The organism is Streptomyces sp. CB02980, assembly GCF_014451325.2.
Lineage (GTDB): Bacteria > Actinomycetota > Actinomycetes > Streptomycetales > Streptomycetaceae > Streptomyces.
In genome coordinates this window covers 184,226-209,174 of sequence record NZ_JACSCH020000016.1, presented here as the reverse complement: position 1 = coordinate 209,174, position 24,949 = coordinate 184,226, and the positions used below count along the sequence as shown (strand labels likewise).

The 24,949-nt window shown below is 71.0% G+C and carries 18 protein-coding genes; 11 read left to right on the top strand and 7 right to left on the bottom strand.

The features are described 5' to 3' along the window. Positions 1-158: 158 nt before the first annotated feature. The 6 genes from mtrA to E0F75_RS29640 all read left to right on the top strand — a co-directional run bounded on the left by mtrA (position 159) and on the right by E0F75_RS29640 (position 7,719). A complete protein-coding gene (gene mtrA, locus E0F75_RS29665; protein ID WP_010356958.1) occupies positions 159-836 on the top strand; it encodes a two-component system response regulator MtrA in 678 nt (225 codons plus the stop codon). Position 837: 1 nt separating this feature from the next. After that, positions 838-2,856 (top strand): MtrAB system histidine kinase MtrB, encoded by a 2,019-nt coding sequence (gene mtrB / locus E0F75_RS29660; protein WP_229314023.1) that lies wholly within the window; start codon positions 838-840, stop codon positions 2,854-2,856. Between the two features lie 184 nt (positions 2,857-3,040). After that, entirely contained in the window at positions 3,041-4,807 is a 1,767-nt protein-coding gene (locus tag E0F75_RS29655) for an LpqB family beta-propeller domain-containing protein (RefSeq protein WP_229314022.1), read from the top strand. A 164-nt stretch (positions 4,808-4,971) separates the two neighbouring features. Next, the gene (locus E0F75_RS29650; RefSeq protein ID WP_229314021.1) at positions 4,972-5,781 is read left to right on the top strand and encodes a ComF family protein; all 810 of its coding nucleotides are present in this window, start codon (positions 4,972-4,974) and stop codon (positions 5,779-5,781) included. A gap of 295 nt (positions 5,782-6,076) precedes the next feature. Continuing rightward, positions 6,077-6,757, top strand: coding sequence for a ribosome hibernation-promoting factor, HPF/YfiA family (gene hpf, locus E0F75_RS29645; protein ID WP_055603779.1), 681 nt, complete (start codon positions 6,077-6,079; stop codon positions 6,755-6,757). A gap of 209 nt (positions 6,758-6,966) precedes the next feature. Next, positions 6,967-7,719 carry a response regulator transcription factor gene (locus E0F75_RS29640; RefSeq protein WP_229314020.1) on the top strand — a complete coding sequence of 251 codons (753 nt, stop codon included), beginning with the start codon at positions 6,967-6,969 and terminating at the stop codon, positions 7,717-7,719. A gap of 9 nt (positions 7,720-7,728) precedes the next feature. Here the strand turns inward: E0F75_RS29640 and E0F75_RS29635 are convergent, their stop codons facing one another. Next, complete coding sequence (locus E0F75_RS29635) at positions 7,729-8,892, bottom strand: winged helix-turn-helix domain-containing protein (protein ID WP_229314019.1); 1,164 nt, start codon at positions 8,890-8,892, stop codon at positions 7,729-7,731. Between the two features lie 58 nt (positions 8,893-8,950). Next, complete coding sequence (locus E0F75_RS29630; RefSeq protein WP_229314018.1) at positions 8,951-9,538, bottom strand: GNAT family N-acetyltransferase; 588 nt, start codon at positions 9,536-9,538, stop codon at positions 8,951-8,953. Positions 9,539-9,777: 239 nt separating this feature from the next. Here E0F75_RS29630 and secA point away from each other — a divergent pair, with 239 nt between their 5' ends. Further along, the gene (secA, locus tag E0F75_RS29625; RefSeq protein ID WP_229314017.1) at positions 9,778-12,615 is read left to right on the top strand and encodes a preprotein translocase subunit SecA; all 2,838 of its coding nucleotides are present in this window, start codon (positions 9,778-9,780) and stop codon (positions 12,613-12,615) included. A gap of 181 nt (positions 12,616-12,796) precedes the next feature. Here the strand turns inward: secA and E0F75_RS29620 are convergent, their stop codons facing one another. Continuing rightward, positions 12,797-13,270: an Rv3235 family protein gene (locus E0F75_RS29620; protein WP_229314016.1), complete on the bottom strand. Its 474-nt coding sequence runs from the start codon at positions 13,268-13,270 to the stop codon at positions 12,797-12,799. A gap of 279 nt (positions 13,271-13,549) precedes the next feature. Between E0F75_RS29620 and E0F75_RS29615 the strand changes: the two genes are divergently transcribed. Further along, complete coding sequence (locus E0F75_RS29615; RefSeq protein ID WP_229314015.1) at positions 13,550-14,056, top strand: hypothetical protein; 507 nt, start codon at positions 13,550-13,552, stop codon at positions 14,054-14,056. Between the two features lie 68 nt (positions 14,057-14,124). Next, positions 14,125-14,796: an HAD family hydrolase gene (locus tag E0F75_RS29610; protein ID WP_229314014.1), complete on the top strand. Its 672-nt coding sequence runs from the start codon at positions 14,125-14,127 to the stop codon at positions 14,794-14,796. Between the two features lie 127 nt (positions 14,797-14,923). On the opposite strand, the gene E0F75_RS29605 is transcribed toward E0F75_RS29610, so the two are convergent. After that, on the bottom strand, positions 14,924-15,478 hold the full coding sequence (locus tag E0F75_RS29605; RefSeq protein ID WP_229314013.1) for a DJ-1/PfpI family protein: 555 nt from the start codon (positions 15,476-15,478) through the stop codon (positions 14,924-14,926). Positions 15,479-15,912: 434 nt separating this feature from the next. Here E0F75_RS29605 and E0F75_RS29600 point away from each other — a divergent pair, with 434 nt between their 5' ends. After that, on the top strand, positions 15,913-20,916 hold the full coding sequence (locus tag E0F75_RS29600; protein ID WP_229314012.1) for an NAD-glutamate dehydrogenase: 5,004 nt from the start codon (positions 15,913-15,915) through the stop codon (positions 20,914-20,916). Between the two features lie 64 nt (positions 20,917-20,980). Here E0F75_RS29600 and E0F75_RS29595 read toward each other — a convergent pair whose 3' ends face one another. The 3 genes from E0F75_RS29595 to E0F75_RS29585 all read right to left on the bottom strand — a co-directional run bounded on the left by E0F75_RS29595 (position 20,981) and on the right by E0F75_RS29585 (position 24,166). Continuing rightward, a complete protein-coding gene (locus E0F75_RS29595; RefSeq protein ID WP_229314011.1) occupies positions 20,981-22,285 on the bottom strand; it encodes a glycosyltransferase 87 family protein in 1,305 nt (434 codons plus the stop codon). 26 nt (positions 22,286-22,311) lie between these two features. Beyond that, positions 22,312-23,091 carry an ABC transporter ATP-binding protein gene (locus E0F75_RS29590; RefSeq protein WP_229314042.1) on the bottom strand — a complete coding sequence of 260 codons (780 nt, stop codon included), beginning with the start codon at positions 23,089-23,091 and terminating at the stop codon, positions 22,312-22,314. 118 nt (positions 23,092-23,209) lie between these two features. Then, positions 23,210-24,166: an ABC transporter permease gene (locus E0F75_RS29585; protein ID WP_374115453.1), complete on the bottom strand. Its 957-nt coding sequence runs from the start codon at positions 24,164-24,166 to the stop codon at positions 23,210-23,212. 151 nt (positions 24,167-24,317) lie between these two features. Between E0F75_RS29585 and E0F75_RS29580 the strand changes: the two genes are divergently transcribed. Continuing rightward, complete coding sequence (locus tag E0F75_RS29580) at positions 24,318-24,917, top strand: TetR/AcrR family transcriptional regulator (protein ID WP_229314010.1); 600 nt, start codon at positions 24,318-24,320, stop codon at positions 24,915-24,917. The last annotated feature ends 32 nt before the right edge of the window (positions 24,918-24,949 follow it).

Genomic DNA, 24,949 nt, shown 5'->3' with positions numbered 1-24,949 from the left:
CGGCAGACGGCACACTGTGCGGATACCCGATCATCTCGCGCGAACCGTGCGGTGGCGGGCCGAGCGGGGCGTGGTCGACGGGATCGCGGTCCGGGCTGGGGGAGACGCTGTGGGGCACGTCACGGCAGGTAACGATTGGCTAATGGGATGATGTCGATATGAAGGGACGCGTTCTTGTCGTCGACGACGACACCGCACTGGCCGAGATGCTCGGCATCGTGCTGCGGGGTGAAGGGTTCGAGCCGTCGTTCGTCGCGGACGGTGACAAGGCGCTTGCCGCATTCCGGGAGGCCAAGCCTGACCTGGTGCTGCTCGACCTGATGCTGCCCGGGAGGGACGGCATCGAGGTGTGCCGCCTGATCAGGGCCGAGTCGGGTGTGCCGATCGTCATGCTCACCGCGAAGAGCGACACGGTCGACGTGGTCGTGGGTCTGGAGTCCGGGGCCGACGACTACATCGTCAAGCCGTTCAAGCCGAAGGAGCTCGTGGCCCGTATCCGGGCGCGGCTGCGGAGGTCCGAGGAGCCGGCGCCCGAGCAGCTCACCATCGGTGACCTGGTCATCGACGTGGCGGGGCACTCCGTGAAGCGGGACGGGCAGTCCATCGCCCTGACCCCGCTGGAGTTCGACCTGCTCGTCGCGCTGGCGCGCAAGCCGTGGCAGGTGTTCACCCGTGAGGTGCTCCTCGAGCAGGTCTGGGGCTACCGCCACGCGGCAGACACCCGGCTGGTGAACGTGCACGTGCAGCGGCTGCGCTCGAAGGTCGAGAAGGACCCCGAGAGGCCGGAGATCGTGGTGACCGTGCGTGGCGTCGGATACAAGGCGGGACCGAGCTGACATGAGTACAGGCAGTACTGCTCCGAAGCCCGGGGACCCGGGAGACCGTACGGGGCGGGCTGCCGGACCGGGGCGGGGGGGCTCGCGTTCCGGCCGTCCGCCGCGGGGCGGACGGCTGTTCCGGGACGGGACGCCGGGTGGACCGGTTCTCCGGCTCTTCGCGCGCTGGGTGCGCCGGCCGTTGCTGCCCGCTGTGCGGCTGTGGCGGCGCAACATCCAGCTGCGGATCGTCGCGGGCACCCTGCTGATGTCGCTCGGTGTGGTGCTGCTGCTCGGCCTGGTCGTGATCGGCCAGGTCCGCAACGGACTGCTCGACGCCAAGGAGAGGGCCGCCCAGAGCCAGGCCGCCGGCGGGTTCTCCGCCGCACAGGACCGGGCGGCGACGACTGCTTCGGTGCCCGGTCAGCAGGACGGTGCGCGGGCCGGTGCCTCCGTGAACTGGCGCTCCACGCTGGTCGAGCAGCTCGCCAGCGGTGGGCAGAGCGCGTTCAACGTGGTCGCGCTCTCCCTCGACACCGGTGATGCCGCGAGCCGCGGAGCCCGTGCCTCCGGGGAGGTCGACCCGACCACCAGCATCCCCGCGGAACTGCGGCACTCGGTGGCCCAGGGCACGGACACCTTCCAGAAGTTCACCCGCATCCACTACACCAGCGGGAAGCCGTCCGAGGCCGGTCTGGTGATCGGCCAGCGGCTGAACGACGCCGAGGGCACCCAGTACGAGCTGTACTACCTCTTCCCGCTCACCCAGGAGGAGGACTCCCTCACCCTGGTCAAGGGCACCCTCGCGACCGCCGGGCTCTTCGTCATGGTGCTGCTCGGCGCCATCGCGTGGCTCATGGTGCGCCAGGTCGTCACCCCCGTACGGATGGCCGCCGGGATCGCCGAGCGGCTCTCGGCCGGCCGCCTCCAGGAACGCATGAAGGTCACCGGCGAGGACGACATCGCCCGGCTGGGCGAGGCCTTCAACAAGATGGCCCAGAACCTCCAGCTCAAGATCCAGCAGCTGGAGGAGCTGTCACGGATGCAGCGGCGGTTCGTCTCGGACGTCTCGCACGAGCTGCGCACCCCGCTCACCACGGTCCGGATGGCCGCCGACGTCATCCACGAGGCCCGGGTCGACTTCGACCCGATCACCGCCCGCTCCGCCGAACTCCTCGGCGACCAGCTCGACCGCTTCGAGTCGCTGCTCTCCGACCTGCTGGAGATCAGCCGCTTCGACGCGGGAGCGGCCGCTCTGGAGGCCGAGCCGATAGACCTGCGGCAGGTCGTGCGCCGGGTCATCGGCGGCGCCGAGCCGCTCGCCGAACGCAAGGGCACCCGGATCGTGGTCGTCGGCGACAAGCAGCCCGTGGTGGCCGAGGCGGACGCCCGCCGGGTCGAGCGGGTGCTGCGCAACCTCGTGGTCAACGCCGTCGAGCACGGCGAGGGCAGGGACGTGGTGGTGAAGCTGGCCGCCGCCGGCGGGGCCGTCGCCGTCGCGGTGCGCGACTACGGCGTCGGACTCAAGCCGGGCGAGGCGACCCGGGTGTTCAACCGCTTCTGGCGCGCCGACCCCGCCCGCGCGCGGACCACCGGCGGCACCGGCCTCGGCCTGTCGATCGCGGTGGAGGACGCCCGGCTGCACGGCGGCTGGCTCCAGGCCTGGGGCGAGCCCGGCGGAGGTTCGCAGTTCCGGCTCACCCTGCCGCGGACCGCGGACGAGCCGCTGCGGGGCTCCCCGATACCCCTGGAGCCCGAGGACTCGCGGCGTAACCGCGAGCAGGCGGCCGCCGGACGCGCCCAGGACAACGCCCGCCTCACGGCGGTGCCGGCGCAGCCCGTCGGCGACCGGCCGCAGCTCCCCGTACCGCCGAGGCTGCCCGCGCCGTCGCGGGCGACCGTCGACCCGACGGCCCTGCCCGGCAGCGGCGCCCGGGTCGTGGCGCGTGCGGCGGCGGAGAACGACGGTGCTGGGGCGGGTTCGGCCACGGCCGACGCACACGGGAACGCGGAGCGGGAGGACGGGACACGTGGGCGCTGACTCCTCAGAGGGGCACGCGGGGCGGGGCTTCCGAAAGGGGCACGTGGTGTGGTGCTTCCCAGGCTTCCGCGTGGGGCACGCCGATCCGGATCTCCCTCCGGGGCAGGGCCGGGGGCAGGGCCGGAGTGCGCGCGCGGTGGTCCTCGCCGCCTGCGGCGGGCTGCTGGTGACCGGGTGCGCGACCATGCCCGACAGCGGCGACGTCCAGCCGGTCAAGGGGGCCAACCAGGGCGACTCGCAGGTGCGGGTCTACGCGGTGGCGCCCCGGGAGAACGCGGACCCGGACGAGATCGTCGACGGCTTCCTCGAGGCCATGACCAGTGACGACCCCGGCTTCGCCACGGCCCGCAAGTACCTGACGAACCAGGCGGCGCGGACCTGGAAGCCGGAGCAGAGCATCACCGTGCTCACCACCGCGCCCAACCGCGACCTGGCCGACCGCAATGCCGACCCCGACAACCAGGGCCGTTCCTATCCGCTCTCCGGCCGCAGGATCGCGACCGTGGACGACCGGCACGCGTACCAGCCGTACAGCCCCGCCGCGTACCTCCAGTCGATCCACGTCGTGCAGCAGCCCTCGGGCAACGGCAAGGGCAAGGAGTGGCGCATCGACAGCCTGCCGCCGGGCCTGGTGCTCGGCGAGGCCGATTTCCTGCGCAACTACCGGTCGGTCAACAAGTACTACTTCGCCTCCGGGGAGGACTGGGTCGTCGCCGACCCGGTCTACATCCGGCAGCGCCAGGACCCCGTCACCCGGATGGACCCGGTGACGCAGACGGTCAGGGCGCTCCTCGAAGGCCCCACGGACTGGCTGAAGCCGGCCGTCGACTCCAGCTTCCCCTCCGGTACGGAGCTGCGGAAGGGCGTCACCACGCTCACGCCCGACGACCAGTCCACCCTCAAGGTGCCGCTGAACGGCAAGGCGGACCTGGTGGGCGGCGAGCCGTGCCGTCGGATGGCGGCGCAGCTGCTGTTCACGCTGCGCGACCTGACCTCCGTGAACGCCGAGCAGGTGGAGCTCCAGGGGTCGAAGGGGCAGGCGCTGTGCCGTCTGGGCAAGGGACAGGCGACCGACGCGTTCGCTCCCGTGCGGAACACGGACCGGGACGAGAACCCGTACTTCGTCGACGAGCACCGCAAGCTGATGATGCTGGTCGGCGCGGGCAAGGAGTCCAACGCGCCCGTCGAGGTGCCCGGCCCGCTGGGCAAGGGCACTCTGCGGCTCGGGTCGGTCGCCGTCGACCGGGGCGAGAACAGGGCCGCAGGGGTCGGGGAGAGCGGCCGCGAGCTGTTCGTCTCCTCCATCACCACCGAGGAGGAGGCGGCCCCGGCGATCCTGCGCAGCAAGGCCGCGAAGCCCACCGACCGGCTGTCCGCGCCCAGCTGGGACGGCCGGGGCAATCTGTGGATCGCCGACCGCGACCCCGCCGCGCCCCAGCTGTGGATGGTGCCCGACGGCACCGGTGACCCCGTCAAGGTGCGTACGCCGTGGCTGGCGGACGACGCGAGGATCGAGTCGCTGCGGGTCTCCGCCGACGGGGTCCGGATCGCGCTCGTGGTCACCCGGGGCGGGGACACGACCCTGCAGATCGGCCGGGTCCAGCGGCAGACGCCGGGCGACGAGCCGGTCGTCTCCGTGCTCGACCTCCAGCCCGCCGCGCCCCGGATGGAGTCGGTCACGGCCGTCTCCTGGGCCGGTCCGAGCCGGCTCGTCGTGGTCGGCAAGGAGGCGGGCGGCGTCCAGCAGATCCGCTACCTCCAGACCGACGGCTCGACCTCGGCGACCTCGGTGCTCCCCGGTCTGAACGGGGTGACCTCGGTGGCCGCGCCGTACAAGGGCTCCGTGCCGCTGGTCGCCGACTCCGGCAACGACGGCATCGTGCGGCTCGTGCCGGGCACGAACTGGCAGCCCGTGGTCAAGACCGGGACCTCGCCCGTCTATCCGGGGTAGCGGCCTGTCCGGGGGCGGCCCGTCCGGGGGCGGCCCGTCCGGGGTGGCGGTCTTTCCGGGGTGGCGGCCGCCATCCGTACCGGGTACCTGACGTACTCCGGGGGCACCCGTGGGCGTTTTCCACAGGGGTGGCCGAGGCGCCCGGGAAGGCGCACAGTGGAGCCATGCGGGGGTGGTGGCGCGAGATCGCCGGGCTGGTGCTGCCGGTCGCCTGCGGAGGCTGCGGCAGGCAGCGCACCGAGCTGTGCCCGTCGTGCGAGGCCGCGTTGACCGGGGCGGGGGAGGGGCCGCGCAGGGTCCGGCCGTCGCCCGAGCCGGCGGGGCTGCCCGTCGTCCATGCCGTCGCGCCGTACGCCGATGCCGTACGCGAACTGCTCATCGCCCACAAGGAACGCGGGGCGCTCACCCTCGCCCGCCCCCTGGGCGGCGCCCTTGCCGTCGCCGTGGAGGCCGCTGCCGGGGGCACCGAGGGCCTCGCGGCGCGACCGCTGCTCCTTGTACCGGTGCCCTCCTCACGACGCTCCGTACGGGCGCGTGGCCACGATCCGACGCGCCGGATCGCGCTGGCCGCGGCGGCCCGGCTGCGGGGCGCGGGGCGACAGGCGCGGGTCGTGCCGGTGCTGCGGCAGCGGCGGCACGTGGCGGACCAGGCGGGTCTCGGGGCGCGCGGACGGCTCGCGAACCTCTCCGGCGCACTGGAGGTCGTGCCCGGCGGCGGGCGGCTGCTCCGGGCGGGAAAGGTGGTGCTCGTCGACGATCTGATGACCACGGGCGCCTCGCTTGCGGAGGCGGCGCGCGCCCTCGGAGGCGTACACCTTCCGTTCATTCCTGGAATACCGCACGGCTTACCGAGTGGTTCGGCGCAGCGCGGATTCGAACAGCGGGCGGCGGCTGTGATCGCATCCTCTCCCGCTTCGTTCGAAATAAACCGGAACTCGCAAGGAACTTGGAACGTTGCAGGTGGTGAGAGGTGAAGGTGCCCGAACGGAGGTATGTCGCGGTACCGGGTGCCGACACCCGTCCGAAGGGGCTATGTTCGGTTGTGAGGAATGGCGAAAGCCATCGCCTAGCCGAATACATGGTTGCGCCTACAGGACAGGAGTTCAGGGCGAATTAACCTCTTGTCGATGGGGTGGGGATCTTGTCGACTGGGGAGGAGGAGGTGAAAGTCGCCGAGTCCGAGCTCCGGTAACCACCGGAGTCTGGTGCAAAGGGAGAAGCCCTGCGGCCGAGAGAGCCGACCAGGGCGATCCGGGAACGGAGTTCTGCGTGGACATCGTCGTCAAGGGCCGCAAGACCGAGGTGCCCGAGCGGTTCCGCAAGCACGTGGCCGAGAAGCTGAAGCTGGAGAAGATCCAGAAGCTCGACGGCAAGGTGATCAGCCTCGACGTCGAGGTGTCCAAGGAACACAACCCGCGGCAGGCCGACAGGTCCGACCGCGTGGAGATCACCCTCCACTCCCGAGGCCCGGTGATCCGGGCGGAAGCCGCGGCGGCGGACCCGTACGCGGCCCTCGACCTCGCCAGCGACAAGCTCGAGGCACGACTGCGCAAGCAGCACGACAAGCGGTACACCCGCCGTGGAAACGGCAGGCTTTCGGCGGCGGAGGTCGGGGACGTGGTGCCCGGCGCCGCCCAGCTCAACGGAGACGGCCAGCTCGTCGCCGACGAGTCCGACAAGGTGCCCACCACGATGATGGGCTCGATCGAAGTCCAGGGCGAAGGCCCGCTGGTGGTCCGCGAGAAGACCCACCGGGCCGCACCGATGACGCTCGACCAGGCTCTCTACGAGATGGAGCTGGTCGGACACGACTTCTACCTCTTCGTCGACTCCGACACGAAGCAGCCGAGTGTCGTCTACCGCCGACACGCGTACGACTACGGCGTCATCCACGTGGAGAGCGACCCGCTCGCCGAGGGTGGCGGCGCCGGTGGTGCACTCGGCGGCTGACCGCCGTCTCGCGCCCCCCACACCCCAATTGCCCCTCACGGTGCCCCTGGAGTGCCCTTCGCGCCCCCCAGGGGCACCCCCGTGCGCCCGCGGATCACCCCGTAGCCGCCGGAGCATGAAAGCATGGCGTGCACGCCAACCGGTGCTCCCTGAGTAGCGGTTGGAGGACCGGAAACGAATTCAGGCCACGGCCTTCAGGGGGAGGAACGATGGCGGACAGCTTCGGGCCGGTGCTCAGCGGGCGCGAGCACGGTGGTGCGATCCCGGAGGGATCGGATTCGGACAGCGGCGCATTCCGCAAGGAGCCGATCCGAGTCCTCGTCGTGGACGACCATGCGCTCTTCCGCCGCGGACTCGAGATCGTCCTCGCGCAGGAGGAGGACATCCAGGTCGTCGGGGAGGCCGGTGACGGGGCGGAGGCCGTCGACAAGGCGGCCGATCTGCTGCCGGACATCGTCCTGATGGACGTACGGATGCCCCGGCGCGGCGGCATCGAGGCGTGCACCTCCATCAAGGAGGTGGCCCCCAGCGCGAAGATCATCATGCTGACGATCAGCGACGAGGAGGCCGACCTCTACGACGCGATCAAGGCGGGGGCCACCGGCTACCTCCTCAAGGAGATCTCCACCGACGAGGTCGCGACGGCGATCCGCGCGGTCGCCGACGGCCAGTCGCAGATCAGCCCCTCGATGGCGTCGAAGCTCCTCACCGAGTTCAAGTCGATGATCCAGCGCACCGACGAGCGCAGGCTCGTGCCCGCGCCCCGGCTGACCGACCGTGAGCTGGAGGTCCTCAAGCTCGTCGCGACCGGGATGAACAACCGGGACATCGCCAAGGAGTTGTTCATCTCCGAGAACACGGTGAAGAACCACGTCCGGAACATCCTGGAGAAGCTGCAGCTGCACTCCCGGATGGAGGCCGTGGTCTACGCGATGCGGGAGAAGATCCTCGAGATCCGGTAGCCGGCCGGGCTAGCCCAGCGCCGCCACCAGGTCCTTCGCAAGACCCGGGGCGTCCACCCGCTCCACCCTCACCGCGTCGCAGCCGACCCATTCGGCCGCCTCGCGCAGCGCCCGCGCCACCGCCGGTACGGCCTTCGGGCCGTCGAGCGTCACCTGGCGGGCGACGAGCGTCCCGCCCTCCCGCGCGGGGTCCACCCGGCCGACCAGACGGCCGCCTGCCAGGACCGGCATCGCGAAGTAGCCGTGGATCCGCTTCTGCTTCGGCACGTACGCCTCCAGGCGGTGCGTGAAGCCGAAGATCCGCTCCGTGCGGGGCCGCTCCCAGATCAACGAGTCGAACGGCGACAGCAGGGTCGTACGGTGCCGGCCGCGCGGCTCCGAGGCCAGCGCCGCCGGGTCCGCCCAGGCGGGCTTCCCCCAGCCCGCCACCGTGACCGGCACCAGGCCCGCCGCCTCGACCACCGCGTCGAACTGCTCCCCCTTGAGCCGGTGGTAGTCGGCGATGTCCGTGCGTGTGCCCACGCCCAGCGCCTCGCCCGCCTGGCGGACGAGGCGTCGCACGCACTCGGTGTCGTCCAGGTCGTCGTGGAGCAGCGTCTGCGGGATCGCCCGCTCCGCCAGGTCGTACACCCGCTTCCAGCCGCGCCGCTCGACCACGACCACCTCGCCGTACATCAGCGCCCGCTCGACGGCGATCTTGGCGTCCGACCAGTCCCACCACTCGCCCTTGTTCTTCGCGCCGCCCAGCTCGGTCGCCGTCCGCGGCCCCTCGGCGCGCAGCTGGTCGATCACCTTGTCGTACGCCCCCGCCGACAGCTCGTGGCCCCAGTGCGGGCGGTTGCGGTAGGCGCGCCTGCGGAAGGCGAAGTGCGGCCACTCCTCGATGGGCAGCACACAGGCCGCGTGCGACCAGTACTCGAAGGCGTGGGAGCCGGTCCAGTAGGCGTCCTCGACCGTCGTACGGCCGACGGCGCCCAGGCGCGCGTACGGAATGAGCTCGTGCGAGCGGGCGAGGACGGAGATCGTGTCGAGCTGGACCTGGCCGAGCCCGCGCAGCACGCCGCGCACCCCGGCGCGGCGGTCGGGCGCACCCAGGAAGCCCTGGGCTCGCAGCGCGATCCGGCGGGCGTCGTCGGCGGACAGTTCGGCGGCGGGGCGCGGCACAGTCGTCATGGACCGCACCCTAGGCCCCGGCACTGACAGTTCCCCTCGGCGGACGGGGGGCCGGGGCTCAGGAGGGGGCCGGCAGGTCGCGGGCCGGGAGGTAGGGCAGGGGGCTCGGGAGGCCGAAGTCGGAGGGGATCAGGGCGGCGATCCAGCTGTCCCGGAGCGTCCCCTTGTTGGTGAGGCCGGCGCGCTGGGCGCCCTCGACGACGAAGCCGACCCGCTCGGCCACCGCGCGCGAGCCGGTGTTCCCGATCTCGGCACGCCAGACGAGGCGGGTGCAGCCGAGTCCGGTGAAGGCCCAGTGGGCGACGGCCCGGACGGTCTCCGTCATGTAGCCGCTGCCGCGGTGCTCACCGGCCAGCCAGTAGCCGACCTCCCAGACGCCCATGCCGCGACTGGTCAGGGAGACGGCGGCGAGCAGCGGGCCGCCGGCCAGCGGCTCGACGGCGAAGGCGTACTCGGTGTCCTCGCGCCAGCCCTCGGGCACGAGGCGGTTCAGGAAGAGCTCGGCGTCCTGCCGCGTATAGGGGTCGGGGACGACCGTCCAGCGCCGGATGTCCGGGTCCTGACAGATGGCGTACACCGCGTCGACGTCCTCGGGGACGAAGTTCCGCAGGCGCAGGCGGTCGGTGGTGAGGGTGATCGGATCCATGCCGGGATTGTGATGAGCCGCCGGACCGGAAGCGAACACTTTTCGGGTGGGGCGGCACCTTCCGCCCACCTCGTGCGTTCTCTTTCCGGGCGGACGTACGGCTCCGGCACTGTGGGCCTCCCTTCGCGAGGGCGGTCTCGCTTACGATGGCCGTTGCGGTGGGGACCACCTGCCGTGCCCGCGCTCGCGTCCATCACAAGACCCAGTGCCAGGCCCGACCGGCAAGGAGACCAGCCTCAGTGTCCGTCTTCAACAAGCTCATGCGTGCAGGCGAAGGAAAGATCCTGCGCAAACTGCACCGCATCGCGGACCAGGTCAACTCCATCGAAGAGGACTTCGTCAACCTCTCCGACGCCGACCTGCGGGCGCTCACCGAGGAGTACAAGCAGCGGTTCGCCGACGGCGAGAGCCTCGACGACCTGATGCCCGAGGCCTTCGCGACGGTGCGCGAGGCCGCCAAGCGCGTCCTCGGCCAGCGCCACTACGACGTCCAGATCATGGGCGGCGCCGCGCTGCACCTCGGCTATGTCGCCGAGATGAAGACCGGTGAGGGCAAGACCCTCGTCGGCACCCTCCCGGCGTACCTCAACGCGCTCTCCGGCAAGGGCGTGCACCTGATCACGGTCAACGACTACCTGGCCGAGCGGGACTCCGAGCTCATGGGCCGGGTGCACCGCTTCCTGGGTCTGTCCATCGGGTGCATCCTCGCCAACATGACGCCGGCTCAGCGCCGTGAGCAGTACAGCTGCGACATCACGTACGGCACGAACAACGAGTTCGGCTTCGACTACCTCCGCGACAACATGGCGTGGTCCCAGGACGAGCTCGTCCAGCGCGGCCACAACTTCGCCTGTGTCGACGAGGTCGACTCCATCCTCGTCGACGAGGCCCGTACGCCGCTGATCATCTCCGGCCCGGCCGACCAGGCGACGAAGTGGTACGGCGACTTCGCCAAGCTCGTCACCCGCCTCTCCAAGGGTGAGCCCGGCAACCAGCTCAAGGGCATCGAGGAGACCGGCGACTACGAGGTCGACGAGAAGAAGCGCACCGTCGCCATCCACGAGGCCGGTGTCGCCAAGGTCGAGGACTGGCTCGGCATCGACAACCTCTACGAGTCGGTGAACACCCCGCTCGTGGGCTACTTGAACAACGCCATCAAGGCGAAGGAACTGTTCAAGAAGGACAAGGACTACGTCGTCATGGACGGCGAAGTCATGATCGTCGACGAGCACACCGGCCGTATCCTCGCCGGCCGCCGCTACAACGAGGGCATGCACCAGGCGATCGAGGCGAAGGAAGGGGTGGCGATCAAGGACGAGAACCAGACCCTCGCCACGATCACCCTGCAGAACTTCTTCCTCCTGTACTCGAAGCTCTCCGGCATGACCGGTACGGCCATGACCGAGGCCGCCGAGTTCCACCAGATCTACAAGCTGGGCGTCGTCCCGATCCCGACGAACAGGCCGATGATCCGCAAGGACCAGTCCGACCTGATCTACCGGACCGAGGTCGCCAAGTTCGCCGCCGTCGTCGACGACATCGCGGAGAAGCACGAGAAGGGTCAGCCGATCCTCGTCGGCACGACCTCCGTCGAGAAGTCCGAGTACCTCTCGCAGCAGCTCTCCAAGCGCGGTGTCCAGCACGAGGTCCTCAACGCCAAGCACCACGACCGCGAGGCGAGCATCGTCGCCCAGGCCGGCCGCCGCGGCGCCGTCACCGTCGCCACGAACATGGCCGGTCGCGGTACGGACATCAAGCTCGGCGGCAACCCGGACGACCTCGCCGAGGCCGAGCTGCGCCAGGCGGGTCTCGACCCGGTCGACCACGTCGAGGAGTGGGCCGCGGCCCTCCCCGCCGCCCTGGAGCGCGCCGCGAAGGCCGTGAAGGCGGAGTTCGAGGAGGTCAAGGACCTCGGTGGGCTCTACGTGCTCGGTACCGAGCGTCACGAGTCCCGTCGTATCGACAACCAGCTGCGCGGTCGTTCCGGCCGTCAGGGCGACCCGGGCGAGTCCCGGTTCTACCTCTCGCTCGGCGACGACCTGATGCGTCTGTTCAAGGCGCAGATGGTCGAGCGCGTGATGGCCATGGCCAACGTGCCGGACGACGTGCCGATCGAGAACAAGATGGTCACCCGGGCGATCGCCTCCGCCCAGTCGCAGGTCGAGACCCAGAACTTCGAGACGCGCAAGAACGTCCTGAAGTACGACGACGTCCTCAACCGGCAGCGTCAGGTCATCTACGGCGAGCGCCGTCGCGTCCTGGAGGGCGAGGACCTGCACGAGCAGATCCAGCACTTCATGGACGACACGATCGACGACTACATCCGCCAGGAGACCGCCGAGGGCTTCGCGGAGGAGTGGGACCTCGACCGTCTGTGGAACGCCTTCAAGCAGCTCTACCCGGTGAAGGTGACCGTGGACGAGCTGGAGGACGCGGCCGGGGACCGGGCGGGCATCACCGCCGAGTTCATCGCCGAGTCCATCAAGGACGACATCCACGAGCAGTACGAGTCGCGGGAGAAGCAGCTCGGCTCGGAGATCATGCGTGAGCTGGAGCGCCGCGTGGTCCTGTCCGTCCTGGACCGCAAGTGGCGCGAGCACCTCTACGAGATGGACTACCTCCAGGAGGGCATCGGCCTGCGCGCCATGGCGCAGAAGGACCCGCTGGTCGAGTACCAGCGCGAGGGCTTCGACATGTTCACCGCCATGATGGAGGGCATCAAGGAGGAGTCAGTCGGCTACCTGTTCAACCTGGAGGTCCAGGTCGAGCAGCAGGTCGAGGAGGTCCCGGTGCAGGCGAGCGGTCCGTCGCTCGACAAGGAGGGCGCGCCCGCCGCGGCAGCGGCTCGTGACGCTGTGCCCGGTGCCGGGCGTCCGGAGATCCGCGCCAAGGGGCTCGACGCCCCGCAGCGGCCGGACCGGCTGCACTTCTCCGCGCCGACGGTGGACGGTGACGGCGGTGTCGTCGAGGGCGACTTCGCCTCGGACGACGTCGACGCCGGTGACGGGATGACGCGGGCGGAACGCCGCAAGGCGCAGAAGAACGCGGGTGGCGGCGGGCGTCGTCGCAAGAAGTGACGCGGAGCCGCGCGTGCGGTGCCGTTGAGACGGTGCTGCTCGTGCGGTGCCGTTGACGCGGTGCTGCTCGTACGGCGCTGCTCGTACGGTGCTGCTCGTGCGGTGCTGCTCGTGCGGTGCCGTTGACGCGGTGAGTTCGTTGCGGAGGGGTCGGTTGCCCGGTGGGCGGCCGGCCCCTTCGTCATGCCGGGTGGGGTGCGGGGCGGGTCGTCGCGCCCAGGCCGTCGAGCTCCACCGCAGCGCAGCGCCAGCGCTGGTCCTCGCCGCGCTCTAGGCGGAACGCCATGGCCCGTACGCGGGCGCCGGTGGCGATCGTCGCGAAGGCCTCGACCGCGGTCCGGTCGTCGTCCACCTGGACCGAGCAGCGGCGCAGGACCGGGCGGGGGCCGAGGGAGCGGAGGGGCGTCTCCGGGGCGATCCGGACGAGCTGTTCGTACGCCTCGCCGACGGTGTGGCCGAGCATCCAGTGGACCGGGCGTTCGCCGCTGAGCACGGCGAGGAGGCGCTCGGCGAAGACGGTGTGCGGGGGGAGGGCGCGGGGGTGGCTCGTGCGGGGGTGGGTGCCCGCCGGGCCGCGGGGGCGCGTGCCCGCGGGGCCGCCGGGCGCCCTGCGGGGGCGCGGGGTGCCGGTCGTGGTGAGGGTGGTGGTGGTCATCGTGGGCCTGCCCCTGTCGTCGCGTCACCGAGGGATACCGGTCGGTAACTTTCCGTTGGGGATCTTGTACGGGTGGGCTCGGAGGGGCCGCAAGGAGTCCGCCGCCGCTCGACGCCTCGAAAACGGAATCACCTATCCGGGTGACGCGGAAGAAAATCGGCTCCCGGGGGTCCTGAGAAGGGCCTCCCGGAGTGGACGTACGCCTGCCCCGGTCGGCCACCCCGAAGGGGGACTCCGCACGTATCCTGAGGGCCTCTCCGTCTACGAAAGCGGCCAGCCATGCGCGTGTACGTCCCCCTGACCCTCCCCGGTCTCGCACAGGCGCACAAGGCGGGCGAGCTGGGCCCCGGTCCACTGACCGCCTACGCCGTCACCCCCGCCCTACGCGAGTGGTACGTCTCCGACGACATCGAGGAGCTGGAGTACGCGGCGCTCAACCGGGCCGCTTCCGCCTCCCTGCGGCTGCTTGCCGGGGATCCCGAGGCGCCCCGGCGCCGGATCGTGGTCGCCCTCGACGTCGCCGACAAGGACGCGGCCACGGACCCCGACGGGGCGCTGACCGTGAGCTCCATCGGCGAGGTCCGCGTCGCCGGGCCCGTACGGCTCGCCAAGGCGGCGGCCGTGCACGCGGACGCGGACGACGCGCAGGCGGACGTGACGGCGGCGGCGGACGCGCTGGGCGCGGCGGACCAGGGGGACGACGACGCGCAGTTCGTCGTCGACGGGGCCGAGGACCATGAGCTGCTGTGGTTCGGGGTGCAGGAGATTCCCGGGCTGCTGGGCTGACGCGTCGGGTCCTGGGTCCCGGCCGCCTGTCTTGGCTGCCTGTCGGTGCGGCCGGGTACCGTCTCCCCATGGGGAAGCACGACGGCTTGCGCGGCAAGCATCTGGTCTGGGACTGGAACGGCACACTGCTCGACGACATCAGTGCGGTCATCGGGGCGACCAACGCGGCGTTCGCCGAGCTGGGGCTCGAACCGATCACTCTTGAGCGGTACCGGGAGCTCTACACGGTGCCCGTGCCCAAGTTCTACGAGCGGCTCATGGGGCGGTTGCCCACCGACGCCGAGTGGTCCGTCATGGACGGCGCCTTCCATCGGCACTACTGGGAGCGGGCCGAGGGCTGTGGGCTGACCTCGGGGGCCGCGGAGCTGCTCGCGGCGCGGCAGGAGTCCGGGTTCACGCAGTCACTGCTGTCGCTCGCGCCGCACGCGGAGTTGATCCCGCTGGTGCGGAGGCACGGGATCGCGGAGCGGTTCGTGCGGATGGACGGGCGGGCCGACGCGTCCACGGACGGGAAGTCGGGGCACATGGTGCGGCACCTGGCCGCGCTGGGAGGGGTGCTTCCCGAGCGGGTCGTCGTCATCGGGGACGCGGCGGATGACGCGATCGCGGCGCAGCATGTGGGGGCGAAGGCGGTGCTGTACACCGGCGGATCGCACAGTCGGGCGTCGCTCTCGCGGGTCGGTGTGCCGGTGGTCGACTCCCTGGAGGAGGCGGTGGCTGTCGCGGAGGAGCTGGTCTGACGGGTCCGCCCGGTGGTGGGGCGGGGCTGGGGGCCGGGCGCCGGCCGGTGGGTAGCCGTGCGCGGCACACCGCCGGTGCGTCGCGCACGGCCACCCACCGGCGGTGCGCCGCCCACAGCCCCCTGCGTCAGGCCTTGGCTCGGAGGACCTTCAGGAATTCGCGCATCCAGGTGGGGTGGTCCGGCCAGGCCCTTGAGGAGACCAGGAGGCCGTCCACCACCGCCGCGCTGTCCTGGAAGGTCGCGCCGGCCGCCTGCATGTCCAGTTCCAGGGCCGGGTAGGCCGTGACCCGGCGGCCCTCCAGGCCGCCGACCGCCGCCGTCAGGAGCGGGCCGTGGCAGATCTGGGCCACCGGCTTGTCCGCGTCGAAGAAGGCCTTGAGGATCTTGCGGAGCTCCGGGTCGTTGCGCAGGTACTCCGGCGCCCGGCCGCCCGGGATCACCACCGCCACGTACGCGCCCGGATCGACCTCCGAGAAGGCCAGGTCGGCGGGCCAGGTGTAGCCGGGCTTCTCGGTGTACGTGTCGAAGCCCGGCTCGAAGTCGTGGACGACGAAGCGGAGCTGCTTGCGGGCCGGGGCGGCGATGTCGACCTCGTAGCCCTCTTCCAGCAGCCGCTGGTAGGGGTACATCACCTCCAGCGACTCCGCCGCGTCCCCGGTCACGATCAGGATCTTCGCCATGGCTCTCCCAGATCACAGATGGTCGGTCTGCCGTGCTGCGCCCATGCTCGCGTACACGCTGCCCGCGTCGGGGCGCTTTGCCAAGAGGACATGTGTCGCTGTCCAGAACGTCAAACTTCCCCCCCGTCTTTTGTACACATACGGACCATGACGGTTCGGGGGGCGAGGGCGATAGGCTTTTGCCGTGATCAGCGCGATACGCCGTGGGGGCAGTGAAGCCCCCGGCTGCCGCCCGACCCGCTACAGCGGCCGGGCCGACAGCGCGTTCGCCGATCCTCTCCGTCCGGGCGCGCCGCTCTCCGTGGCCGATAACGACCCGGGCATCTCTCATTCGGGCATAACGTCGTCTTCGACCGGAATCACCGCGTCGAGGCGTCGTTGTGTCCTTTCTTCCACCGACGTCACGCAACGGCGCGCGACAGGAGTCAGAGGACATGCAGACCAAGCTGGACGAAGCCAAGGCCGAGCTGCTCGAAAGGGCCGCTCGGGTAGCTGAGCACAGCCCGGTCGGGGGGCGACTTCCGACGGGCCCGGAGGGTGCCGGGGAGCGCCCGGACCGGGACACCGTGCTCGAGTACCTCCAGCGCTACTACCTGCACACCGCGCCGGAGGACCTCGGCGACCGGGACCCGGTCGACGTGTTCGGTGCGGCGCTCTCTCACTACCGCCTCGCGGAGAACCGTCCGCAGGGCACGGCGAACGTGCGCGTCCACACGCCGACGGTCGAGGAGAACGGCTGGACGAGCAGCCACTCCGTCGTCGAGGTCGTCACCGACGACATGCCGTTCCTGGTGGACTCGGTCACCAACGAGCTCTCGCGCCAGGGCCGCGGCATCCACGTCGTGATCCACCCGCAGGTCCTCGTCCGCCGCGACCTCACGGGCAAGCTCATCGAGGTCCTGTCGGCGCAGATCCAGGGCGAGCTGCCGCACGATGCGCTCACCGAGTCGTGGATCCACGTCGAGATCGACCGGGAGACCGACCGCGCCGACCTCAAGCAGATCACCGCCGATCTGCTGCGTGTCCTGTCCGACGTCCGTGAGACGGTCGAGGACTGGGAGAAGATGCGCGACGCCGCCCTGCGGATCGCCGAGGGCCTCCCGGCCGAGCCCACCGCGTCCGACCTGCGTCCGACCGAGGTGGAGGAGGCCCGCGAGCTGCTGCGCTGGCTCGCCGACGACCACTTCACGTTCCTCGGCTACCGCGAGTATCAGCTGGTCAACGGTGACGCCCTGGCCGCCGTGCCCGGCACCGGCCTCGGCATCCTGCGCTCCGACCCGCAGCACGCGGGCGACGACGAGGGCCACCACGCCCACCCCGTCTCGCCGTCCTTCAGCCGGCTGCCCGAGGACGTCCGCGCCAAGGCGCGCGAGCACAAGCTGCTGATCCTGACGAAGGCCAACAGCCGCTCGACCGTGCACCGCCCCTCGTACCTCGACTACATCGGTGTGAAGAAGTTCGACGCCGACGGCAACGTCATCGGCGAGCGCCGCTTCCTCGGCCTGTTCTCCTCGGCCGCCTACACCGAGTCCGTGCGCCGCGTTCCCGTGGTCAAGCGCAAGGTCCAGGAGGTCCTGGAGGGTGCCGGCTTCTCGCCGAACAGCCACGACGGCCGCGACCTGCTCCAGATCCTGGAGACGTACCCGCGCGACGAGCTCTTCCAGACCCCGGCCGACCAGCTCCGGTCCGTCGTCACCAGCGTCCTGTACCTGCAGGAGCGGCGCCGGCTGCGTCTGTACCTGCGCCAGGACGAGTACGGCCGCTACTACTCGGCCCTCGTCTACCTGCCGCGCGACCGCTACACGACCCGCGTCCGGCTGCGGATCATCGACATCCTGAAGGAGGAGCTCGACGGCACCAGCGTCGACTTCACCGCCTGGAACACCGAGTCGATCCTGTCCCGGCTGCACTTCGTCGTCCGCGTCCAGCCCGGCACCGAGCTGGCGAAGCTCACCGACGCCGACGTCGACCGCATCGAGACGCGGCTCGTCGAGGCCGCCCGCTCCTGGTCCGACGGCTTCGCCGAGGCGCTCAACGCCGAGTGCGGCGAGGAGCGTGCCGCGGAGCTGCACCGCCGTTACGGCAACGCCTTCCCCGAGGGCTACAAGGCCGACCACTCGCCGCGCGCGGCCGTCGCCGACCTGGTGCACCTGGAGGCCCTCGCCCGGACCGGCGGCGGCAAGGACTTCGCGCTCTCGCTCTACGAGCCGGTCGGCGCGGGCCCCGGCGAGCGCCGCTTCAAGATCTACAAGACGGGCGACCCGATCTCCCTCTCCGCCGTGCTCCCGGTGCTCAACCGGCTCGGCGTCGAGGTGACCGACGAGCGGCCGTACGAGCTGCGCTGCGCCGACCGTACGCACGCCTGGGTCTACGACTTCGGTCTGCGGATGCCCCTCGCGACCGGCAACGGCGACTACCTCGGCGACGACGCCCGCGAGCGCTTCCAGGAGGCCTTCGCCGCCACCTGGACCGGCGAGGCCGAGAACGACAACTTCAACTCGCTCGTCCTCTCCGCCGGGCTCAACTGGCGCGAGGCGATGGTGCTGCGCGCCTACGCCAAGTACCTGCGCCAGGCCGGTGCGACGTTCAGCCAGGACTACATGGAGGACACCCTCCGCAACAACGTCCACACCACCCGGCTGCTCGTCAACCTCTTCGAGGCCCGGATGGCCCCGGAGCGCCAGCGCGCCGGCACCGAGCTGATCGACGCGCTCCTGGAGGAGCTGGACGCCGCCCTCGACCAGGTCGCGAGCCTGGACGAGGACCGGATCCTGCGGTCCTTCCTGACCGTCATCAAGGCCACGCTGCGGACGAACTTCTTCCAGAGCGCCAGCGAGGGCAGCGAAGGGAGGGGCCAGCTGACGGCGGACGGCACACCGCACTCGTACGTGTCGATGAAGTTCGACCCGCAGGCCATCCCGGACCTTCCGGCGCCCCGCCCGGCCTTCGAGATCTGGGTGTACTCCCCGCGCGTCGAGGGTGTCCACCTGCGCTTCGGCAAGGTCGCCCGAGGCGGTCTGCGCTGGTCCGACCGCCGTGAGGACTTCCGTACGGAGATCCTCGGCCTGGTCAAGGCGCAGATGGTCAAGAACACCGTCATCGTGCCCGTCGGCGCCAAGGGCGGCTTCGTCGCCAAGCAGCTCCCGGACCCGTCCGTGGACCGTGACGCCTGGCTGGCCGAGGGCATCGCCTCGTACAAGACCTTCATCTCGGCGCTGCTCGACATCACCGACAACCTGGTCGCGGGCGAGGTCGTGCCGCCGGTCGACGTGGTCCGCCACGACGAGGACGACACCTACCTGGTGGTCGCCGCCGACAAGGGCACCGCGACCTTCTCCGACATCGCCAACGGGGTCGCCGAGTCGTACGGCTTCTGGCTCGGCGACGCGTTCGCCTCCGGCGGCTCCGCCGGATACGACCACAAGGGCATGGGCATCACCGCCCGCGGCGCCTGGGAGTCCGTCAAGCGGCACTTCCGCGAGCTGGGCCACGACACCCAGACCGAGGACTTCACGGTCGTCGGCGTCGGTGACATGTCCGGCGACGTCTTCGGCAACGGCATGCTGCTGAGTGAGCACATCAGGCTCGTCGCCGCGTTCGACCACCGGCACATCTTCATCGACCCGAACCCGGACGCGGCCGTCTCGTACGCCGAGCGCCGCCGGCTCTTCGAGCTGCCCCGCTCGTCCTGGGCCGACTACGACACCTCGCTGCTCTCCGCGGGCGGTGGCATCCACCCCCGCAGCGCCAAGTCGATCCCCGTCAACGCGCAGGTCAGGGCCGCCCTCGGCATCGAGGACGGCATCACCAAGATGACCCCGGCCGAGCTGATGAAGGCCGTGCTCCACGCGCCCGTCGACCTGCTGTGGAACGGCGGCATCGGTACGTACGTCAAGTCCTCGGCCGAGTCGAACGCCGACGTCGGCGACAAGGCCAACGACGCCATCCGCGTCGACGGCCAGGACGTCCGCGCCCAGGTCATCGGCGAGGGCGGCAACCTCGGCGCGACCCAGCTGGGCCGTATCGAGTTCGCCCGCACCGGCGGACCCGAGGGCCGGGGCGGCAAGGTCAACACCGACGCCATCGACAACAGCGCCGGCGTCGACACCTCCGACCACGAGGTCAACATCAAGATCCTGCTCAACGGGCTCGTCGCCGAGGGCGACATGACCGTCAAGCAGCGCAACAAGATCCTCGCGGAGATGACCGACGAGGTCGGCATGCTCGTCCTGCGCAACAACTACGCGCAGAACACGGCCCTCGCCAACGCCGTCGCCCAGTCGCCGTCCCTGCTCCACGCCCACCAGCGCTTCATGCGCCGGCTGGGCCGCGACGGGGCCCTCGACCGGTCCCTGGAGTTCCTGCCCAACGACCGGCAGATCCGCGACCTGCTCAACAACGGCCGCGGTCTGAGCCAGCCGGAGCTTGCCGTCCTCCTCGCGTACACCAAGATCACGGTGGCCGACGAGCTCATCGGTACGGAGCTGCCGGACGACCCGTACCTGCGCGGGCTGCTCCACGCGTACTTCCCGACGCTGCTGCGCGAGAAGTTCACCGAGGCGGTCGACAACCACCCCCTGCGCCGCGAGATCATCACCACCGTCCTGGTCAACGACACCGTCAACGCCGGTGGCTCGACCTTCCTGCACCGCCTCCGCGAGGAGACGGGCGCGTCGATCGAGGAGATCGTCCGGGCGCAGACCGCGGCCCGGTTCGTCTTCCGCCTCGGCCGGGTCTGGGACGCCGTCGAGGCCCTCGACAACCAGGTGCCCGCCGACGTCCAGACCCGGATGCGACTGCACTCCCGCCGGCTCGTCGAGCGCGGCACGCGCTGGCTGCTCAACAACCGGCCGCAGCCGCTCCAGCTCACCGAGACCATCGAGTTCTTCGCCGAGCGCGTCGAGCAGGTCTGGGCGCAGCTGCCGAACCTGCTGCGCGGCGCGGACCTGGAGTGGTACCAGTCGATCGTGGAGGAGCTGACCGAGGTCGGCGTGCCGGAGGAGCTCGCGCTGCGGGTGGCCGGCTTCTCCTCCGCCTTCCCGATCCTCGACATCGTGGCGATCGCGGACCGGACGGGCAAGGACCCGCTGGCGGTGGCCGAGGTCTACTACGACCTGGCCGACCGGCTGCGGATCACCGACCTGATGGACCGGATCATCGAGCTGCCGCGCGACGACCGGTGGCAGTCGATGGCCCGTGCGTCGATCCGTGAGGACCTGTTCGCGGCGCACTCGGCGCTGACCGCGGACGTCCTGGCGGCCGGAAACGGCGCGTCGAGCCCGGAGCAGCGGTTCAAGGACTGGGAGGAGAAGAACGCGGCGATCCTGGGCCGCGCGCGGACGACCCTGGAGGAGATCCAGGGCTCGGACACCTTCGACCTGGCGAACCTGTCGGTGGCGATGCGGACGATGCGCACGCTGCTTCGTACGCACAGCTAGCCGTGCAGTAGTGGCGTGAGAAGGGCCCCACCGGTCGTCCGACGGGGCCCTTCTCCTGTCTGTCCTACACGGCTTCCTCGGGCGGTCCGGTGACCGTCGACGTCCACAGGCGGCGGGCGGCGAGCAGGGTCGCGGCGAGCAGCAGGGCGTTGCGGAGGACCATGACGGTCAGCCCCTGGGCGGTGCCGGCGACGACGTGGTCGTACAGGACGGGGTACGCGAGGGAGCTGAGGGCGGCCGCCGGGAGCAGCAGCAGCGCCACCGGGCGCATCACCGTGCTGCGCGAGGTCAGACAGACGGCGGCGAGGCCGAGCAGCCAGATCATGTACTGGGGGCTGATCACCCGGCTGGTGACGGTGAACAGCAGTACGGCTGCGAGGGCGGCGTCGAGAGGGGTGGCGGCGGTCCAGCGGTGGGCCCGTACGCGCCACAGGAGCAGCCAGCCGAAGGCGATGACGGTGAGCAGCAGGGCGAGGTGGCCGAGGCTGGAGACGTACGGGCCGACGTACTCGAAGGCCCCGTATCGGAACTCGACCCTGCCCGGCCAGATGCCGCCGGCCTCGGCCAGCGCGAGGGCGGTGCCGCCGAGCGACTCGATCTGGATGCCGCGACTGCCCTGCTGGCGCAGGAAGCCGAGGGAGTCGGAGAAGAACAGCGCGAGGGTGGCGAGGAGGGCGAGGGCCGCGACGACCGCGGCGGTCCAGGCCTCGCGGGTGGTACGGCCCCGGGGGGTGCCGATCAGGGCGAGCGCCGGCCAGACCTTGACCATCGCGCCGATGCCCGCGAGCGCCCCGCCGAGCTGGTGGGCGGCGGTCGAGCGGGCGGTGAGCGCGAGCAGCGCGAGGACGGCGAGGGCGGTGGTCTGGACGTCGTACCGCGCGAGCGGCAGGTGCAGGAGCAGCGGCAGTCCGCAGACCCAGATCCAGGTGCCGTGGGTGAGCCGGGCGCTGTCGGCGCGGGCCAGTGCGGCGGTGACGACCGCGTCGGCCAGGAGGGTGAGCGCGACGAACGCCTGCACGTACGTCAGCCAGGGGAGGACGCCCGGCGACATGATGACGAGCCCCGCGCCGGGCGGGTACTGCCAGGTGGCGTCGCCGGGCGGGAAGGTGCCCTGTGCGAACTGCTCGTACCAGTGCTGGTAGAGGTCCACCTCGCGGCCGACGCCGCCGATGCCGAGGGTGTCGCGGAGGAGCAGCAGCACCATGCCGACGCGGGTGATCAGCCAGACGGCGGCGACGGCGAGGTAGGGGCCGCGGCCGACCGTGACGAAGGTGGCGGAGGTGAAGGTGTCCGAGTCGAAGGGGGACCCGGTGAACTTGGAGGGCTCGGAGCGGGTCCCTGGCGGCGACTGGGGGTGATCGTTCGTCATCCCTCCGCACTGTAGCCCTTAATGTCTCATTTGCCCTTTTCCTTGGCTCCTGTTCCGGCTCCTGTCGCGGTGAACTCCTCGTACGCCGCCACCACCTCCTTCGCCGGGCCGTCCATCCGCAGCGTCCCCGCCTCAAGCCACAGGGCCCGCTCGCAGGTCTCCGTGATCGTCGAGTTCGAGTGGCTGACCAGGAAGACCGTCCCCGCCTCCGCCCGCAGTTCGTCGATCCGCCGTTGGCTCCGTCGGCGGAAACGCGCGTCGCCGGTGGACAGGGCCTCGTCGATGAGCAGGACGTCATGGCTCTTCGCGGCGGCGATGGAGAAGCGCAGTCGCGCCCCCATGCCGGAGGAGTACGTCCCCATGGGGCGGGAGATGGCGTCGTCCTTCTCGTTGATGCCGGAGAAGTCCACGATCTCGTCGTAGCGCTCGCGGACCTCCGTGCGGCTCATGCCCATCGCGAGACCGCCCAGGATCACGTTCCGCTCGCCGGTGAGGTCGTTCATGAGGGCCGCGTTGACGCCGAGGAGCGAGGGCTGTCCTTCGGTGTACACCTGGCCCCGCTCGACGGGCTGGAGGCCCGCGATGGCCTTCAGGAGGGTGGATTTCCCAGATCCGTTCGAACCGATCAGGCCAATTGCCTCGCCCCGGTACGCGACGAAGCTGACGCCCTTCACGGCGTGGACCCGGCGGCCGGTCGGCCGCTTCTCGCCGCGCCGGAGCATGCGGCTGAGCGCGGCCGTCGCGGCGCCTCGGCCGCCGGTGCCGCCGCCGTTGACCGTGTAGGTGATGTGGACTCCGTCGACCACGACGGTGGGCGTGGGCGTGGGGGTGGGGGTGGGGGTGAGGGGGAGGGTGTGGGTGGTCGCGGGGTTGGTCGCGGGGGTGGGGCTGGTCGCAGGGGTGGGGGTGGGGGTGCTCCGGGGGTCAGCCACGGCCGTACGTCTCCTCCGCCTTCCAGAACCAGATGAGACCGCCCCCGAAGGCCAGCAGGGCCCAGCCGGCGGCGAGTGCCCAGACGTGCGGCGGCAGCTGCGCCGAGGTGTAGCTCTCGATGAGCGCGAAGCGCATCAGGTCGATGTAGACCGCCGCCGGGTTGCACTGGAGGGCGAGCACCACGCCGTCGGGGAAGCGTCCGCTCGCCGCCAGGTTCTGGATCGACCACATCGCGCCCGAGGCGTACATCCAGGTGCGGAGCACGAACGGCATCAGCTGGGAGATGTCCGGGGTGCGGGCCGCGAGCCGGGCGAGGACGAGTGCCACGCCCGTGTTGAACAGCGCCTGGCAGAGCAGTGCGGGGACGGCGAGGAGCCAGCTCCAGGTGGGGAACTCGCCGAGCGCGAGAAGGATCATGACCAGCGCGGCGAGCGACAGCAGCAGCTGCTGGAGCTGCTGGAGCGACAGCGAGATCGGCAGGCTCGCGCGGGGGAAGTGCAGGGCGCGGACGAGGCCCAGGTTGCCGCTGATCGCCCGGGTGCCGGCCAGGATCGTGTTCGAGGTGAACGTCCACACGAAGATGCCGGTGATCAGGAAGGGCACGTAGTCGGCGACGCCGTCCTCGGCGTCCATGAGCACGCCGAAGATCAGGTAGTAGACGGCGGCGTTGAGCAGCGGGGTCATCACCTGCCAGACCTGGCCGAGCCGCGCCTGGCTGTACTGCGCGGTCAGCCGGGCGGTCGCGAAGGCGGTGATGAAGTCGCGGCGAGACCAGATCTGCCGGGCGTAGGCGGGCAGCGAGGGGCGGGCGCCGCTGACGGTGAGACCGTGGCGCCGGGCGAGTTCGCGCAGGTCCTCGGTGGGGGCCGCCCGGGGACAGGTCTCCTGGGGAGGGGCCTCCCCGGGAGGGGGCTTCTGCAGGGGCGGGGGAAGCGTCTGGGTGGTCACGGGTGGGCGCTTTCGACGAAGGGTGCGGGCATCCTCGGCGATGGAACGGGTCCGTATCGTCGCTACGGGGAGATTAGAGTGATCCTGCGTCGGAACGCAACCGTATCGTCGTGACGACCTCGGGGCGTCGCCGTTGGCTAGGATGCCGTTCATGACCGATCCGACCCCACGCCGCGCCCCCGCCGGAGCGGCCGTACTCCGCGAGGACGTGACCGAGGCCATCCGCGCCGCCGTCTTCGAGGAACTCGCCGCCGTCGGCTTCGCCCGGATGTCCATCGAGGGCATCGCGCGCCGCGCGGGAGTCGGCAAGACCGCCGTCTACCGGCGCTGGAAGTCCAAGCTCGCCCTCGTCCTCGACCTCGTCGGGGCCTTCGCCGCCCAGGGCCTGCCGGCGCCCGCCACCGGCTCCCTGCACGGGGACGTGCGCGCGCTCCTCCAGGTGGCCTCGCACGCGCTGCGCCACCCCGTCGCCTCGCAGGTCATCCCGGACCTGCTCGTCGAGGCCGCCCGGCAGCCCGAGATCGCCGAGGCCGTCACGGCGGCACTGCTCGACGGCCAGCGCGGCGTCATGACCCAGGTCGTCCGCGAGGCCGTCGCCCGCGGCGAACTCCCCGAGGGCACCGACCCGGGCCGCGCCCTCGACCTGGTCGTCGGGCCGCTCTACTGGCGCCTCGTCGTGGTCCGTACGCCGCTGCCCCCGGGGTACGTGGACGATCTGGCGCGGTCGGCGGTGGCGGCGCTCAAGGCCTGAGCGCGAGGAGAGCCGCCGACGGGATCACCGCC

What these genes read in the sequence shown, in the direction of transcription:
- E0F75_RS29630 (WP_229314018.1), bottom strand. Translation starts at nt 9,538, where the DNA reads ATGGATCCGATCACCCTCACCACCGACCGCCTGCGCCTGCGGAACTTC.
- E0F75_RS29610 (WP_229314014.1), top strand. Translation starts at nt 14,125, where the DNA reads ATGGGGAAGCACGACGGCTTGCGCGGCAAGCATCTGGTCTGGGACTGG.
- mtrA (WP_010356958.1), top strand. Translation starts at nt 159, where the DNA reads ATGAAGGGACGCGTTCTTGTCGTCGACGACGACACCGCACTGGCCGAG.
- E0F75_RS29655 (WP_229314022.1), top strand. Translation starts at nt 3,041, where the DNA reads ATGCCCGACAGCGGCGACGTCCAGCCGGTCAAGGGGGCCAACCAGGGC.
- E0F75_RS29605 (WP_229314013.1), bottom strand. Translation starts at nt 15,478, where the DNA reads ATGGCGAAGATCCTGATCGTGACCGGGGACGCGGCGGAGTCGCTGGAG.
- E0F75_RS29635 (WP_229314019.1), bottom strand. Translation starts at nt 8,892, where the DNA reads ATGACGACTGTGCCGCGCCCCGCCGCCGAACTGTCCGCCGACGACGCC.
- E0F75_RS29595 (WP_229314011.1), bottom strand. Translation starts at nt 22,285, where the DNA reads ATGACGAACGATCACCCCCAGTCGCCGCCAGGGACCCGCTCCGAGCCC.
- E0F75_RS29640 (WP_229314020.1), top strand. Translation starts at nt 6,967, where the DNA reads ATGGCGGACAGCTTCGGGCCGGTGCTCAGCGGGCGCGAGCACGGTGGT.
- E0F75_RS29620 (WP_229314016.1), bottom strand. Translation starts at nt 13,270, where the DNA reads ATGACCACCACCACCCTCACCACGACCGGCACCCCGCGCCCCCGCAGG.
- E0F75_RS29650 (WP_229314021.1), top strand. Translation starts at nt 4,972, where the DNA reads ATGCGGGGGTGGTGGCGCGAGATCGCCGGGCTGGTGCTGCCGGTCGCC.
- E0F75_RS29580 (WP_229314010.1), top strand. Translation starts at nt 24,318, where the DNA reads ATGACCGATCCGACCCCACGCCGCGCCCCCGCCGGAGCGGCCGTACTC.
- E0F75_RS29615 (WP_229314015.1), top strand. Translation starts at nt 13,550, where the DNA reads ATGCGCGTGTACGTCCCCCTGACCCTCCCCGGTCTCGCACAGGCGCAC.
- E0F75_RS29600 (WP_229314012.1), top strand. Translation starts at nt 15,913, where the DNA reads ATGCAGACCAAGCTGGACGAAGCCAAGGCCGAGCTGCTCGAAAGGGCC.
- mtrB (WP_229314023.1), top strand. Translation starts at nt 838, where the DNA reads ATGAGTACAGGCAGTACTGCTCCGAAGCCCGGGGACCCGGGAGACCGT.